The sequence below is a fragment of the Acinetobacter sp. S4397-1 genome, assembly GCF_024129285.1.
Lineage (GTDB): Bacteria > Pseudomonadota > Gammaproteobacteria > Pseudomonadales > Moraxellaceae > Acinetobacter > Acinetobacter lwoffii_C.
Window position 1 is genome coordinate 51,310 of record NZ_JAMXXZ010000005.1, and the last position, 13,400, is coordinate 64,709.

Genomic DNA, 13,400 nt, shown 5'->3' on the forward strand with positions numbered 1-13,400 from the left:
CAGATTTTACAACAGTCTAATATGATCAAAAATAAAGAGAAATGAGTTTCAGGAAGAAACGCTGATGACCATGACACGCTTTCCCACCCTTCCTCCGCATGTTCCCTCTCGCGGTAGCAAACTGAGCCGGAGCTTTTTTAAACAGCTATTTTTAGCCCAAGGCTGGCGAATCGAAGGAGAATTTCCGGATTTGCCTAAAGCGGTTGCTATCATTTCGCCACATACCTCCAATATTGATGCCTGGTTGGGGTTTAATGCTCTGCTGGGTCTTGGAATCCAGATTACTATTTTTGGGAAAGACAGCTTGTTTCGTACTCCGCTGAAACCGATTCTGGAGTGGGTGGATGTGGTGCCAGTCGTCCGAAGTAGCGCACAAGGACAAACCCGGCAGATTGTAGAGATTATTGAACAGTCCGAACAAATCTGGATTGGTATGGCGCCTGAAGGCTCTCGCAAGGCACCGGAAAAAATTCGTAGCGGTTTTTATTATATTGCCCAAGAGGCACAGCTACCGATTGTCATGTTCTCTTTTGATTATGACCTCAAGACCATCCATATCTTGGGGGTTTATCATCTGACCGGTGACTATGAATACGACCTGGAGCAGATCTATCAACATTATGCAGGCAAGTTCTCGGCAAAAAATCCGGCCTGGGTGGCGAAGCCATTACAAAAGCTTTTGAAAAAAGACTAGGCAAAAACCGATTTTTTTGATGTGATAGCCTCAATTTTGTTGATTTAACCGTCATTTTCTACAATGAAATTCGCTCATTATGCTTTTATTGGCTGTCTTGGCCTAAGCTTGGCTGGCTGTGATAAAGCCAGTAAAACTCCGACTGCTACGACTCCGATTAAAGCGCGCGAACCGGTGGTCGCCGTTGCGCTTGGCGGCGGAGGCGCCAAAGGCTTTGCCCATATCGGGGTGCTGAAAGTCCTGGAGTCACATGGTATTAAACCGAAAATTGTCACTGGTACCAGTGCCGGAAGTTTTGTCGGCAGCCTGTACGCTAGCGGTAAGTCTCCTTATCAATTACAACAAATTGCCCTGAATTTTAAAGAATCCGATATTCGGGATTTAACCCTGAACCGGCAAGGGATTATTGCGGGCCAAAAACTTCAGGATTACGTCAATAGCCAGATTGCGAACAAACCCATTGAACAGTTCCCGATCCGTTTTGCCGCAGTCGCTACCCGGTTGGACAATGGGCGTAAGGCAGATTTTATTAAAGGCAATGCCGGACAAGCCGTTCGTGCCTCTTGCAGTATTCCGAATGTCTTTGTGCCTGCAGTCATTGGCGGCAAAAAATATATTGATGGCGGTCTGGTCAGCCCGATTCCGGTTAAAACGGCCAAGGATATGGGCGCCGATCTGGTGATTGCCGTAGATATTTCTGCCCGGCCGGACAGCAGCAAAGCCATCAATATGTGGGGACTGTTGGATCAAACTATTAATATCATGGGACAGCAAAGTATTAATGAAGAGCTGAAACAGGCGACCGTGGTGATTCAGCCGCAAGTGGGCCATATCGGCACGCTTGATTTAAAGTCCAGTAATGCCACCATTCTGGAAGGTGAAAAAGCTGCCCAACTGAAAATCCGTGCCATTGAAAAAGCTATTCATGATTTCAAACAGTCTCCGGCTGCATTTAAACCGCCGCGCCCTGCCAGATTCTGATCCATGAGTTTTTTTATATTCATCTGTGGCAGCATCTGTTACATTGGAGCAAATCATATAAAGATGATGATTAATTAAATACTTAGCGATATAGGTCACGATATGGAATTAGTTCTTGAACCTTGGCACTGGTTTGTATTAGGGATTCTGCTGATCCTTTCAGAATTACTCTTGCCTGCATTTGCTGCCCTATGGTTCGGGATAGGTGCCATCATGGTCGGTATTCTGTACTGGATGTTCCCGATGATGGGCCTGACCACCCAGCTCCTGACCTGGATCGTGCTTTCGGTTCTGTGTACGCTACTCTGGTTCAAATTTATCAAGCCGCTTTCAACCGACAAGACCAAGGCCGGATTGTCACGTGAAGCCACGATTGGTCAAATTGGCATGGTCATTCAAACCAATATGGAGCATGGGCAAATCCGGGTACGCTTTCCCATGCCGGTATTAGGCTCAGATGAATGGAATTGCCGGGCACTGGATAAGGTACAGGTCGGAGATCGTGTTCGTGTCGTAGAGATTCTCGGCAACGATCTGGTCGTACAACCCCACAGCACTCATTATCAAAATGAAAAAGGTGAATAAGCTATGTCTAGTGGCTCTATAATTGTTCTTGCATTTTTAGCTTTTGTTGCAATTACCATCTTTAAAGGTGTGCGTATTGTTCCGCAAGGTTATAAGTGGATCGTACAAAGACTTGGTAAATACCATACCACCCTGAATCCGGGCCTGAATTTCGTCATTCCCTATGTCGATGAAGTCGCCTATAAAGTCACAACCAAAGATATCGTGCTGGATATTCCCTCTCAAGAAGTGATTACCCGTGATAACGCGGTGCTGCTCATGAATGCCGTGGCGTATATCAACCTGACCACACCTGAAAAAGCCGTATACGGTATTGAAAATTACTCTTGGGCCATCCAAAACCTGGTTCAGACTTCACTACGTTCTATCGTGGGTGAAATGGATCTGGATGATGCTTTATCTTCACGTGACCATATCAAGGCACGTTTAAAATCCAGTATTTCAGATGATATTTCAGACTGGGGCATCACCTTAAAAACCGTAGAAATTCAAGATATTAAGCCATCTATTACAATGCAGACCGCAATGGAAGAACAAGCCGCTGCAGAACGTCAGCGCCGTGCAACCGTAACCAAGGCCGATGGTGAAAAACAGGCTGCCATTCTGGAAGCGGATGGTCGTCTGGAAGCTTCACGTCGTGATGCGGAAGCACAAGTCGTTTTGGCTGAGTCTTCACAACGTGCCATTGACATGGTGACCTCTGCAATTGGAGATAATGAAATCCCGGTGGCATATTTACTTGGTGAACAATATGTCAAAGCCATGCAAGATATGGCCAAATCTCCAAATGCCAAAACTGTGGTACTGCCTGCCGATATACTCAATACCATCCGCGGCGTGATGGGAAGAAATCATTAAAATACCCTCTTCCTCTTCTGAAAACAGGCAGCCATCAGGTTGCCTATTTTCCTTTGGGACAAGAAATCTCAGCAAAGAGTGTGAATTTATGGTTAAATTTCGCATTTATTTTGAAATCCTTCGGACTTGGCTGGAAATATACGTCCCGACGTCACTCTGGTCATCATGAAAGTCCTTATTTCGATCTCCTGTGAAAACTCGAAAATGGATATTGTATGAGTCCCCTAAATCCGACCTTAATTACCTTTCTTCTTTATATCGTCGCCATGGTCGTGATTGGCCTGATGGCTTATCGCGCAACCAATAACTTTTCTGATTACATTTTAGGGGGCCGACGTTTAGGTAGTTTCGTAACTGCACTTTCTGCCGGGGCTTCTGACATGAGTGGTTGGCTGCTAATGGGCTTGCCAGGTGCAATTTATCTCTCTGGCCTGTCAGAGATGTGGATTGCAATTGGCCTGATCATCGGCGCATGGCTGAACTGGCTGCTGGTTGCCGGGCGTTTACGTGTACATACCGAAGTCCAGCACAATGCCCTGACCCTGCCAGATTATTTCTCCAACCGCTTTAATGACCAGAAGAAAGTCCTGCGTATTGTGTCAGCCTTTGTCATTCTGATTTTCTTTGCAATTTATTGTGCTTCAGGCATGGTCGCCGGTGCCCGTCTGTTTGAAAGTATGTTTGGCCTGTCTTACAGTACAGCTCTCTGGATCAGTGCGATTGCGACCATCAGCTATGTGTTCATTGGTGGCTTTCTGGCTGTCAGCTGGACCGATACCATTCAGGCCGGCCTGATGATTTTTGCACTTTTATTGACGCCAATTGTGACCTTGCTGACGTTCTCCGATCTGTCACAGGTCACGTTGGCGCTGGAAGCTGCCCGTCCACAGGCCATGAATCTGGTGGGTGATCTGAGTACCGTAGCCATTCTTTCACTGATGGCATGGGGCTTAGGTTATTTTGGCCAGCCGCATATTCTGGTGCGCTTTATGGCGGCAGATTCTGTCAAGTCGATTCCGAATGCACGCCGTATTGGTATGACCTGGATGATTCTTTGCCTGGGCGGTGCAGTCGCAGCCGGTTTCTTTGGTATTGCTTATTTCCAGGCTCATCCAGAATTAGCCACTGTTGTGAGTACCAATCCTGAAACAGTATTTATGGAACTGACCAAAATCCTGTTTAATCCATGGATTGCCGGTATTGTGCTGGCTGCAATTTTAGCCGCTGTCATGAGTACCTTAAGCTGCCAGCTTCTGGTCTGTTCAAGCACCCTCACCGAAGATTTTTATAAATCTTTTCTGCGTAAAAATGCCTCACAAAAAGAACTGGTGTGGGTCGGCCGTTTAATGGTGCTTCTGATTGCCCTGCTTGCCATCTGGATGGCGGGTAATCCTGAATCTAAAGTACTGGGCTTGGTGTCTTATGCCTGGGCCGGTTTTGGTGCAGCGTTCGGCCCTCTGATTATTCTGTCACTGTTCTGGAAGCGCATGACTTTAAATGGTGCTCTGGCAGGGATGATCGTCGGTGCTGCTATGGTTATTCTCTGGAAAAACACATTGGGCGTTACTGGTCTGGGAGTTATTCCAGCTGGAATCTATGAAATTATCCCCGGCTTTATGTGCTCATGGATTGCGATTGTACTGGTGAGCCTGATAGACAAAACCCCAACTGCCGCAATTACCACCCGTTTTGAAGAAGCAGAACGTCTGTATAACCAAAGCAAATAATTGAGCGATCCACTAAAAAGAGGACGTTAAGTCCTCTTTTTTTTATAGATGGGTTTTCATCTGTCTTGGCACAATTTTTCCAACTAGCTTTTACGATGGAGCAGGAACTGGGTAATGTGCATCAGTTCCTCAGCTTCGCCTTCAAAATGAGCCAAAGCAGTCAATGCCTGATCATGTAATTGCTGGGCATAAATTTTGGCCTGCTCCAAACCCATTAGGGCCGGATACGTCGATTTCTCAACCTGTTCATCCTTGCCTGCGGTTTTACCCAACACTTCCGTGTCGGAAATAATATCCAGAATATCGTCCTGCACCTGGAAGGCCAAACCAATTACCTGTCCAAATTCACGCAGTTTAGGAATCGCCAGATCGGTTCCTTCAAAGATTGTCACTGCCGCCATCATAATTGCTGCGCTGATTAAAGCACCGGTTTTATTACGGTGAATGGTTTCTAAAGCCTCTTGATCAATTTTCTTGCCTTCAGACTGTAAATCAAGCACCTGACCATTGACCATTTTTGAAGAGGCCGTTGCTAAAATCTGCATCTGCTTCAAGACAATCGACGACTCGACAGCCGGTCCCTGATCAAACAGACGGCTACCCAGAATTTCAAAAGCCATGGACTGCAGAATATCTCCGGCCAACAGCGCCGTATCTTCACCATAGGCCACATGACAAGTCGGCTGCCCACGGCGTAACAGGTCATTATCCATACATGGTAGATCATCATGGGCCAGTGAATAACAATGAATAAATTCAATCGCAACAGCCGCACGGCGTACCGCAGCGGTATTCTGGTTGGGCTTTAGGGAGGCGGTGGCATAACACAGGGCTGGACGTACCCGCTTGCCGCCAAGCATCACGGCATGATGGACTGCCGACTTTAGCGGCTCAGGAATGGCAAAAGCCTCTAAAGCGGCCAGTAAGTCGTGGTGAATCCGTTGTTGTGCTTGAGTTAATGCATGGGTTGATACGTCAGTAATAGATGACACATTCGCCTCGAATACGTAGTCCAGAAAAATAGAATGACAAGCGGCTAAACGCCTGTGTGCTTAGCAGGCATTGTACCTAGAATTACTTTGAATTTTCAGCTTTAAATCGACCTGTTGTTCTGTAATTCCTGGATTAATACAAGATAAATCCAGGAAAGCACTTCTTCTGCCCCATAAAAACCCACCGCAGGGCCAGAGGCTTACTTAGGCGATTTAAAAAAAGCATTAAGATAAAACATCTTCAGGCACCCGCACCCAGCCTTCCATCAGCACACGCGCACTGCGGCTCATGATGGCCTTTTTTACCTTCCATTCACCATTTTCCTGAACTGCTTGTGCGCCGACTCTTAAAGTTCCTGAAGGATGGCCAAAGCGAATCGATTCCCGCTCTCCCCCACCGGCAACCTGGTTTAGTAATGTCCCCGGAATTGCAGCAGCCGTTGCAATTGCGACCGCAGCTGTACCCATCATGGCATGGTGTAGTTTCCCCATAGATAAGGCGCGTACCAGAATATCGCTATCCGCTTCGGTGACTTCTTTACCGCTAGAAGAAATATAAGTCTTTGGTGCTGCAACAAAAGCAATTTTCGGTGTGTGTTGACGGGTTGCAGCTTCACTAACATCCTGAATCAGTCCCATCTGCTTGGCAGCATAAGCACGAATAGTTTCAAACTTTGCCAGTGCAGCGGCATCATTATTAATATGCTCCTGTAACTCGGTGCCGTTATAGTCCAGATCTTCAGCCTTTAAAAATACGATTGGAATACCGGCATTAATCATGGTGACTTCAAAGCTGCCAATATTTGGCACGTGCAGCGTTTCGGTCAGGTACCCTGTTGGAAACATTGAGCCACCTTCGGCATTGTCATCCGCCGGGTCCAGAAACTCAATCTGCACCTCAGCCGCCGGGAAAGTAACTCCATCCAGTTCAAAATCACCCAATTCCTGCACTTGGCCATTCTGCATAGGCACGTGCGCAATAATCGTTTTCTGGATATTCTTTTGCCAGATTCGGACTATACATATTCCATTTTCCGGGATACGTGCCTGATCCACCAGATCATTGGAAATCGCAAATGCACCTACTGCTGCGGTCAGATTGCCACAATTGCCACTCCAGTCAACAAAAGGTCGATCAATCGATACCTGTCCAAACAGATAATCTACATCATGATGTTCTTGCTGGCTTTTGGATAGAATCACAGTTTTACTGGTACTTGAACTTGCTCCCCCCATCCCATCAATTTGTTTGCCATAGGGATCAGGACTGCCAATGATACGTAGCAGGAGCTGGTCACGAATTCGGCCCGGCTGCCGGGCAGCAGGCGGCAAGTCATCCAGCTTAAAAAATACGCCTTTACTCGTACCTCCACGCATATAAGTGGCGGGAATCTTGATCTGGGCTGCAAAACTCATGAATGCTCTCTTCCTTTGATTTATCTTGATTTGTCGTTGTTTTCTTTAGATTATTGGATCTCTAGGTTTTAACTATAGTAGGTTTAAGCCACAACACTACCAAGCCCGACCTTAGTATAAAAACCGGCCATCAAGCCATTTGGTATCCTTCAAGGATTCTGACCTATCACAGTCTCCCCTTCAAACTCACCTGAAAAGGCTGCCATGACTCTATGACTTCATCCCGGGAATAGATACTCAGTTTTATCAACAAGATGATAAATAAAAAAACAGGCCGTAGCCTGTTTTTTTATTGCTGAGATGAATGTTTAGAAACGGAAGCTTACACCCAGTTTGGCAACCGGTAGCCATTCATATTCGTTGTCATTACGAATTTCACGCTCTTCATTTCTTAACGCTGTATCAAAATCTGGTGCGTTTGGATCAAGTGCTTCAAAGTTACCAGTTGAAGTTAAATTAACATTTGGATTGCCATTATAGTAGGCACCAATTTCACCGAATACGCCCCAACGGTTGGTAATTGCTGGTGAGAAACCAATACCTACATATGGTGCAAGATTATTTTTATATGATAGATCACCAGTTACACGACCAGTAGTTCCACCTACAGTTTGATAACGGTTACCATCAACAGTAATAACCCCATTAGCTCCTGTACGACTTTCCAAGCCATAATCATTATCAATATAACCTACACCCGCGGCCATATAAAACCAGTTGGCCCAAGGACGGATTTCGGCATTTAAATAGGTCAGGTTATTGTCCATATCCAGATCGTATTTCGTGCCATTGATTGACAAGTCATCAGACCAGGAAATATCACCACCGTTATAACCTAGGGTTACACCTACATACGGGTTCACACTCCATGAAAGTGCGCCACCATAACCGGTCGTTCCGACTTCAGCACGAACAGAAGCAGGTTTAAAGAAAGAAAAAGATGCCACACCCTCATCTGTCACAACTGTTTCATCAGCCGCCATTGTAGAGCCTGCTGCTACCGCTAAAACGGATACAGCTAAAGCTTGATATAAAGATTTCATTATTTCTCTCCTTAAAAGAACTTTTTTTTGATCATTAGTTATGTGATGAGCTCAATATAAAGGAGTTAATGAATATTTTTTATGCAAGTTTTGCTTAGCTTTTGTTGTTTTTTGATACAAATTAGTTTTTCTTGTTGAATGGTAAGTGTTTTTTAAACAATGTTTGTACACATTAAAAATAAAGAAATTATACTTATCACTTTACTTTTTAAATTAGCCATTACCTTGCCGAGTTTTTACTTTTTTCCCAAAAATATAGTGTAAAATATTGGAAATTTTTTTCGGAAGGAAACTCATGCTTCAGCTTTCAACAATCATTGAGCAAGCGTTTGAAGGCCGTGCAAATTTTAGCGCAGCAGATTGTCCTACTGAAGTCCGTCAAGCAGTAGAGGACGTAATTGCTGGTCTGGACAATGGTACTTTACGGGTCGCAGAAAAAATCAATGGTGAATGGATAGTTCATCAATGGATAAAAAAAGCAGTCTTGTTATCATTTAAATTAAACGACAATCAATCGCTGGAAGCTGGTGACCTTCGTTTCTATGACAAGGTAAATACCAAATTTACCGAATGGACCGAAGAGCAGTTTAAAGCAGCGGGTGTGCGCGTCGTTCCTCCTGCTGTAGCGCGTAAGGGTTCTTATCAGGCAAAAAATGTGGTATTGATGCCTTCTTATGTGAACATTGGTGCTTATGTTGATGAAGGCACCATGGTTGACACGTGGGCTACTGTCGGCTCATGCGCACAAATTGGTAAGAATGTTCACCTGTCAGGTGGGGTAGGCATTGGGGGGGTACTTGAACCCCTTCAGGCAGGCCCAACTATTATTGAAGATAACTGCTTCATCGGTGCGCGTTCTGAAATTGTAGAAGGTGTGATTGTAGAGGAAGGTTCGGTCATTTCCATGGGCGTATTTATTGGTCAGTCTACCAAAATTTATGACCGCGCAACTGGCGAAATTTACTATGGTCGGGTTCCTGCAGGTTCTGTCGTAGTATCGGGCAGCCTTCCTTCTAAATGTGGTACATACAGCCTGTATGCTGCAATCATCGTGAAAAAGGTAGATGCCAAAACTCGGGCTAAAACTAGCCTAAATGACTTACTTCGTGAAGATTAAGATGTAGTCTGCTGCGGAACATTTATTGTTCCTCGGGGCCTCAACCGCTCCTCGTCTCTACGGTTAGCAATGATCGTAGGGATTTTTATTTTTATACCTAATTATTTTTTTCAGTGGTTAATAGTGTTATGAATATGCTTCGATCTTCTGCTATTCCTGTTTCTGATCCGTCTGCGGGTTTACGCATTACGGAGATCTTTTATTCATTACAAGGTGAAGCCAATGCGGCTGGACTGCCAACGGTATTTATTCGTTTAACCGGCTGTCCACTACGCTGTACCTACTGCGATACCACCTATTCTTTTGAAGGCGGTGAACGTCAAGCTCTGAATGATATTATTCAGACTGCACTCGCTTTTAAAACCCCTTATATTTGTGTGACAGGTGGTGAACCCTTAGCGCAGCCCAATGCCCTGCCCTTGATGCAGCGCCTGGCAGACTTGGGCTGTGAAGTATCGCTTGAAACCAGCGGTGCACTCGATGTGTCAAAGGTAGACCCGCGTGTATCTAAAATTTTAGACTTAAAGACCCCAACTTCAGGTGAAGTTTCACGAAATCTGCTTTCTAATCTGGACCATTTAAGCCCGCATGATCAGATCAAGTTCGTCATTTGTAACCGTGAAGACTATGAATGGTCAAAACAGCAGGTAGAGCTCTATCAACTGGAGCAGAAAGTCAGTACAGTTTGGTTTTCGCCCGCATTTGCGATTGAAAAAGGTTCGGTACACTTGCCAGCACTGGCACGTGATTTAGCCCAATGGATTTTGGAAGACCATCTCCCGGTTCGTTTCCAGCTGCAACTTCACAAGTTGTTATGGAACGATGAAACAGGTCGTTAATTTTTTATAAAGTTATTTTTGGAGTATCAGTTATGCGCCCTCGTGCCATTGTATTGTTATCTGGCGGATTAGACTCAACAACCTGTCTGGCTTGGGCGCAGGCACGGTATGAATGTATTGCGCTAAGCTTTATGTACGGTCAGCGCTCTACCACCGAGCTGGACGCAGCACGTGCCTTGGCAAAACGTGCGGGTATAGAACACCGTGTAATTAATATTGATTTAGGTAACCTGGGTGGCTCAGCCCTGACTGATCCTAGCCTTGAGATCCCGGATCAGGAACAGGAAGGTATTCCTATTACCTATGTCCCTGCACGCAACACCATCTTCCTCTCTTATGCCCTGGCAGCGGCAGAAGTCTTACACGCTGAGGCCATCGTAATCGGAATTAATGCAGTGGATTATTCGGGCTATCCAGACTGCCGCCAAGAGTTTATTGAAGCTTTTGCCAACATGGCTCGCCTTGCCACCAAAGTCGGTATTGAAGGTCAGGCGCTCAAATTTGAAACACCTTTGTTACATTTATCCAAAGCAAATATTATTCGCTTAGGTCTGGAACATGGCGTAGACTACAGTCAAACGGTATCTTGCTACCAGGCAGATGACCTAGGACGTGCCTGTGGAAAATGCGACAGTTGTCGTTTACGCAAACAAGGTTTTGCAGACGCAGGTGTTGAAGACCCGACACGTTATATACCGTAAAGACAAGGTAGAATATATGAAAATGTTAAAATCAAGTATCGTTCTTTCAGCGATCGTTTCAGCTGCGGCAATGTTTACAACGGCAACCCATGCAGCCGAAGACAAATTACAACAAGCTTATAAAAGCACCAATGTTAAAGCTGCATTGATCAATGTTTGTAAAGATGAAACTGCTAAAGGCAAAAAACTGACTGCTGCTGAAGTGAGCAAGTATTGTAGCTGTGCTGTAGAAGCAGACGGCAAGCTGACCAATGCTCAAAAATGGGAAATCCAAAGTACGATTAACCAGAAAAAAAGCCCGGGTACTTTAGCGTTTGTACAAAAACAGAATAAAGATCTGCAAGCATGTTTCGGTCCGCAGCTGACTGGTAAATTGAAAAATTTAACTGAAGAAGCGATGAAATCTGCTCAGGCAGCAAAGAAATAATCCGTCCAGATTATTTGCTAGAATAAGCCACAATATGTGGCTTATTTTTTTGAAAAATCTATAGAAATTGGAGTAGTCATGTCTGAGATCAGTTTACTTGACCAGAATTTTCCTGCCACGACAGGTGAAATCAATTTAGCTCAACTGGATACACCATGGCTGGTGATTTATTTTTATCCCAAAGATTCTACCCCCGGCTGTACCACTCAAGCGGTCAGTTTTTCATGCCTAAAAGATCAGTTTGATGCTTTAAATACCACAATTATTGGTATTTCACGTGATTCGGTTAAAGCCCATCAAAACTTTACTGAAAAGCAAAATCTGACGATTAATCTGATTAGCGATAAAGAAGAAGTGTTATGTAATCACTTTGATGTGATCAAAGAAAAAAATATGTATGGCAAAAAAGTTATGGGCATTGAACGCTCAACTTTTATTTTCCATAACGGCATATTGCTTAAACAATACCGCAAAGTGAAAGCTGCAGGTCATGCTGAGCAGGTGCTAGAGGATTTAAAAGCCCTTCAAGCGGCTTAACTTGCTCTCCTCCCCTAAAAAGGCATGAAGTTCCTCTTCATGTCTTTTTCTTAGATTCATGCTCCCAATAGACTTAATTTAATAAAGAAATCGCAATTGACCACATCACGCAGCCGATCAGTATATCCAGTATCTTCCAGGCTTGAGGGCGATGAAAAACCGGCTGCAAATAACGTGCCGCATAGCCCAGGCTAAAAAAGAATACGAAGGAGGCAGTGATTCCTCCCAGAGCAAAATAAAATTGTGCATTTGCATATTGGGTGGAGATAGACCCCATTAATATCACAGTATCTAGGTAGACATGCGGATTCAGCCAGGTCAGTATTAGACAGATGCATAGGACTTTATATAAGACAGGCTCTGCATCTTGGTCTGGTATTAAGCGCTGCTCACTTTTCCCGGCCTGATAAAAATGTTGTGCACCATAGATCAACAAGAACGTCGCACCCAAATACTTGGCAATGTTCAGCCAATGCGGATATAACAGCATCAGCTGTGAGAAACCTAAAACTCCAGCTGAAATCAGGATGGCATCTGATAATGCACAGCAGAGACAAATGGCAAAGATATGCTACTGTTTCAATCCTTGTTTCAACACAAAAGCGTTCTGCGCACCAATGGCAATAATCAGGCTAAAACCAATGGCTAGCCCCTGTATATAGGCATTTAACATCGACATGTCATTTCATTATAAAAATGCCATCATTCTCCATATCCGACTTTTGAATTAAATATAATTAAGAAAATATCATCCAGACCAAATTTCTTTTAGCTAGCCCATGCTCCTTAATTCTAAAATTATGCGGCTTTTCTGGCAGTTGCCGAAACACGAAGTTTTGACGTTGCAGCAAAAGTATTAAATATCACCGCCTCCGCAGTAAGCTTGCGGGTACTTGGCTATTGCCCTGCCTGTCAGTCACACTCATTTCAAAAAAAGATTGCTTTGCATCTTCGGATGACCGTTCAAAGTGAAACGCATAAGCTTTTGCAACAAGGCCAAGTCAATGCCTGCATTAGTAGCCAAAATGAAGCCATGTCGGGCTGTAAAGCACATTGTCTTGGAAAGATGCGTATCGCATGGTGGCGACCCCTGCTTTTGTACAATCGTGGTTTAAACGAGGGATAAGTCGAGAGGCGCTACCTAAGGCCCCTGCCGTCATTTATAATGATCAAGATCATTTGCATAGCCACACATTGCTGGCTCAATTCGGCTTACATCAGCAATGCTTTGCTTTTTATTACACTCCCTCTGCAACAGCATTTGCTGAGGCCATTTTTTCAGGACTGGGTTATGGTTTAGTGCCTGAATATCAAATCGCTGACCGTCTTGAAAATGATGCACTGGTCGAGATATTGCCAGAATGCCAATGCGATGTGCCATTGTATTGGCATCACTGGCAGCAGCAATCTCCTGCTCTTAGGGTATTAACCGAAGTGATCTTGTATCAGGCCAGCTCCTTATTAAACCAGAGCCGTTTTTAGA

At 44.6% G+C, this 13,400-nt stretch carries 15 protein-coding genes and 1 pseudogene; 12 read left to right on the top strand and 4 right to left on the bottom strand.

What is annotated here, in order from left to right; all coding sequences use genetic code 11:
* Nucleotides 1-64 precede the first annotated feature (64 nt).
* The 5 genes from NI467_RS04560 (at nucleotide 65) to putP (ending at nucleotide 4,845) form a co-directional block, all read left to right on the top strand.
* Entirely contained in the window at nucleotides 65-694 is a 630-nt protein-coding gene (locus NI467_RS04560) for a 1-acyl-sn-glycerol-3-phosphate acyltransferase (RefSeq protein ID WP_151205925.1), read from the top strand.
* Between the two features lie 63 nt (nucleotides 695-757).
* Nucleotides 758-1,675, top strand: coding sequence for a patatin-like phospholipase family protein (locus NI467_RS04565; RefSeq protein WP_151205924.1), 918 nt, complete (start codon nucleotides 758-760; stop codon nucleotides 1,673-1,675).
* Nucleotides 1,676-1,777: 102 nt separating this feature from the next.
* Nucleotides 1,778-2,260, top strand: coding sequence for an NfeD family protein (locus tag NI467_RS04570; protein WP_151205923.1), 483 nt, complete (start codon nucleotides 1,778-1,780; stop codon nucleotides 2,258-2,260).
* A gap of 3 nt (nucleotides 2,261-2,263) precedes the next feature.
* The gene (locus tag NI467_RS04575) at nucleotides 2,264-3,118 is read left to right on the top strand and encodes an SPFH domain-containing protein (protein ID WP_151205570.1); all 855 of its coding nucleotides are present in this window, start codon (nucleotides 2,264-2,266) and stop codon (nucleotides 3,116-3,118) included.
* Nucleotides 3,119-3,333: 215 nt separating this feature from the next.
* Entirely contained in the window at nucleotides 3,334-4,845 is a 1,512-nt protein-coding gene (putP, locus tag NI467_RS04580; RefSeq protein WP_151205571.1) for a sodium/proline symporter PutP, read from the top strand.
* 83 nt (nucleotides 4,846-4,928) lie between these two features.
* Here putP and NI467_RS04585 read toward each other — a convergent pair whose 3' ends face one another.
* From NI467_RS04585 to carO, 3 genes are all read right to left on the bottom strand, one after another.
* Nucleotides 4,929-5,837 (bottom strand): polyprenyl synthetase family protein, encoded by a 909-nt coding sequence (locus NI467_RS04585; RefSeq protein WP_151205369.1) that lies wholly within the window; start codon nucleotides 5,835-5,837, stop codon nucleotides 4,929-4,931.
* A gap of 225 nt (nucleotides 5,838-6,062) precedes the next feature.
* Nucleotides 6,063-7,253, bottom strand: a complete 1,191-nt coding sequence (gene prpF / locus NI467_RS04590) for a 2-methylaconitate cis-trans isomerase PrpF (protein ID WP_151205922.1) — start codon at nucleotides 7,251-7,253, stop codon at nucleotides 6,063-6,065.
* A 308-nt stretch (nucleotides 7,254-7,561) separates the two neighbouring features.
* Nucleotides 7,562-8,296, bottom strand: a complete 735-nt coding sequence (carO, locus tag NI467_RS04595; RefSeq protein WP_151205367.1) for an ornithine uptake porin CarO — start codon at nucleotides 8,294-8,296, stop codon at nucleotides 7,562-7,564.
* 295 nt (nucleotides 8,297-8,591) lie between these two features.
* Between carO and dapD the strand changes: the two genes are divergently transcribed.
* The 5 genes from dapD to NI467_RS04620 all read left to right on the top strand — a co-directional run bounded on the left by dapD (nucleotide 8,592) and on the right by NI467_RS04620 (nucleotide 11,917).
* Nucleotides 8,592-9,413, top strand: a complete 822-nt coding sequence (dapD, locus tag NI467_RS04600; RefSeq protein ID WP_151205921.1) for a 2,3,4,5-tetrahydropyridine-2,6-dicarboxylate N-succinyltransferase — start codon at nucleotides 8,592-8,594, stop codon at nucleotides 9,411-9,413.
* Nucleotides 9,414-9,541: 128 nt separating this feature from the next.
* Complete coding sequence (queE, locus tag NI467_RS04605; RefSeq protein ID WP_151205920.1) at nucleotides 9,542-10,252, top strand: 7-carboxy-7-deazaguanine synthase QueE; 711 nt, start codon at nucleotides 9,542-9,544, stop codon at nucleotides 10,250-10,252.
* A gap of 32 nt (nucleotides 10,253-10,284) precedes the next feature.
* Nucleotides 10,285-10,953 (top strand): 7-cyano-7-deazaguanine synthase QueC, encoded by a 669-nt coding sequence (gene queC, locus NI467_RS04610; RefSeq protein ID WP_151205364.1) that lies wholly within the window; start codon nucleotides 10,285-10,287, stop codon nucleotides 10,951-10,953.
* A gap of 16 nt (nucleotides 10,954-10,969) precedes the next feature.
* Nucleotides 10,970-11,380: a hypothetical protein gene (locus tag NI467_RS04615; RefSeq protein WP_151205363.1), complete on the top strand. Its 411-nt coding sequence runs from the start codon at nucleotides 10,970-10,972 to the stop codon at nucleotides 11,378-11,380.
* Between the two features lie 78 nt (nucleotides 11,381-11,458).
* Nucleotides 11,459-11,917, top strand: coding sequence for a peroxiredoxin (locus NI467_RS04620; protein ID WP_151205919.1), 459 nt, complete (start codon nucleotides 11,459-11,461; stop codon nucleotides 11,915-11,917).
* A 73-nt stretch (nucleotides 11,918-11,990) separates the two neighbouring features.
* On the opposite strand, the pseudogene NI467_RS04625 reads toward NI467_RS04620, so the two are convergent.
* Nucleotides 11,991-12,590: pseudogene (locus NI467_RS04625) on the bottom strand (LysE/ArgO family amino acid transporter).
* A 138-nt stretch (nucleotides 12,591-12,728) separates the two neighbouring features.
* Between NI467_RS04625 and NI467_RS14885 the strand changes: the two are divergent.
* Nucleotides 12,729-13,043: a hypothetical protein gene (locus NI467_RS14885; RefSeq protein ID WP_374982201.1), complete on the top strand. Its 315-nt coding sequence runs from the start codon at nucleotides 12,729-12,731 to the stop codon at nucleotides 13,041-13,043.
* Nucleotides 12,971-13,399, top strand: a complete 429-nt coding sequence (locus NI467_RS14890; protein WP_374982199.1) for a LysR substrate-binding domain-containing protein — start codon at nucleotides 12,971-12,973, stop codon at nucleotides 13,397-13,399. The genes NI467_RS14885 and NI467_RS14890 overlap by 73 nt, the downstream gene beginning before the upstream one ends.
* Nucleotide 13,400 lies beyond the last annotated feature (1 nt).

Bases quoted from the DNA above. Each gene is read 5' to 3' on its own strand.
- NI467_RS04560 (WP_151205925.1), top strand. From the start codon at position 65: ATGACCATGACACGCTTTCCCACCCTTCCTCCGCATGTTCCCTCTCGC.
- NI467_RS04565 (WP_151205924.1), top strand. From the start codon at position 758: ATGAAATTCGCTCATTATGCTTTTATTGGCTGTCTTGGCCTAAGCTTG.
- NI467_RS04570 (WP_151205923.1), top strand. From the start codon at position 1,778: ATGGAATTAGTTCTTGAACCTTGGCACTGGTTTGTATTAGGGATTCTG.
- NI467_RS04575 (WP_151205570.1), top strand. From the start codon at position 2,264: ATGTCTAGTGGCTCTATAATTGTTCTTGCATTTTTAGCTTTTGTTGCA.
- putP (WP_151205571.1), top strand. From the start codon at position 3,334: ATGAGTCCCCTAAATCCGACCTTAATTACCTTTCTTCTTTATATCGTC.
- prpF (WP_151205922.1), bottom strand. From the start codon at position 7,253: ATGAGTTTTGCAGCCCAGATCAAGATTCCCGCCACTTATATGCGTGGA.
- carO (WP_151205367.1), bottom strand. From the start codon at position 8,296: ATGAAATCTTTATATCAAGCTTTAGCTGTATCCGTTTTAGCGGTAGCA.
- dapD (WP_151205921.1), top strand. From the start codon at position 8,592: ATGCTTCAGCTTTCAACAATCATTGAGCAAGCGTTTGAAGGCCGTGCA.
- queE (WP_151205920.1), top strand. From the start codon at position 9,542: ATGAATATGCTTCGATCTTCTGCTATTCCTGTTTCTGATCCGTCTGCG.
- queC (WP_151205364.1), top strand. From the start codon at position 10,285: ATGCGCCCTCGTGCCATTGTATTGTTATCTGGCGGATTAGACTCAACA.
- NI467_RS04615 (WP_151205363.1), top strand. From the start codon at position 10,970: ATGAAAATGTTAAAATCAAGTATCGTTCTTTCAGCGATCGTTTCAGCT.
- NI467_RS04620 (WP_151205919.1), top strand. From the start codon at position 11,459: ATGTCTGAGATCAGTTTACTTGACCAGAATTTTCCTGCCACGACAGGT.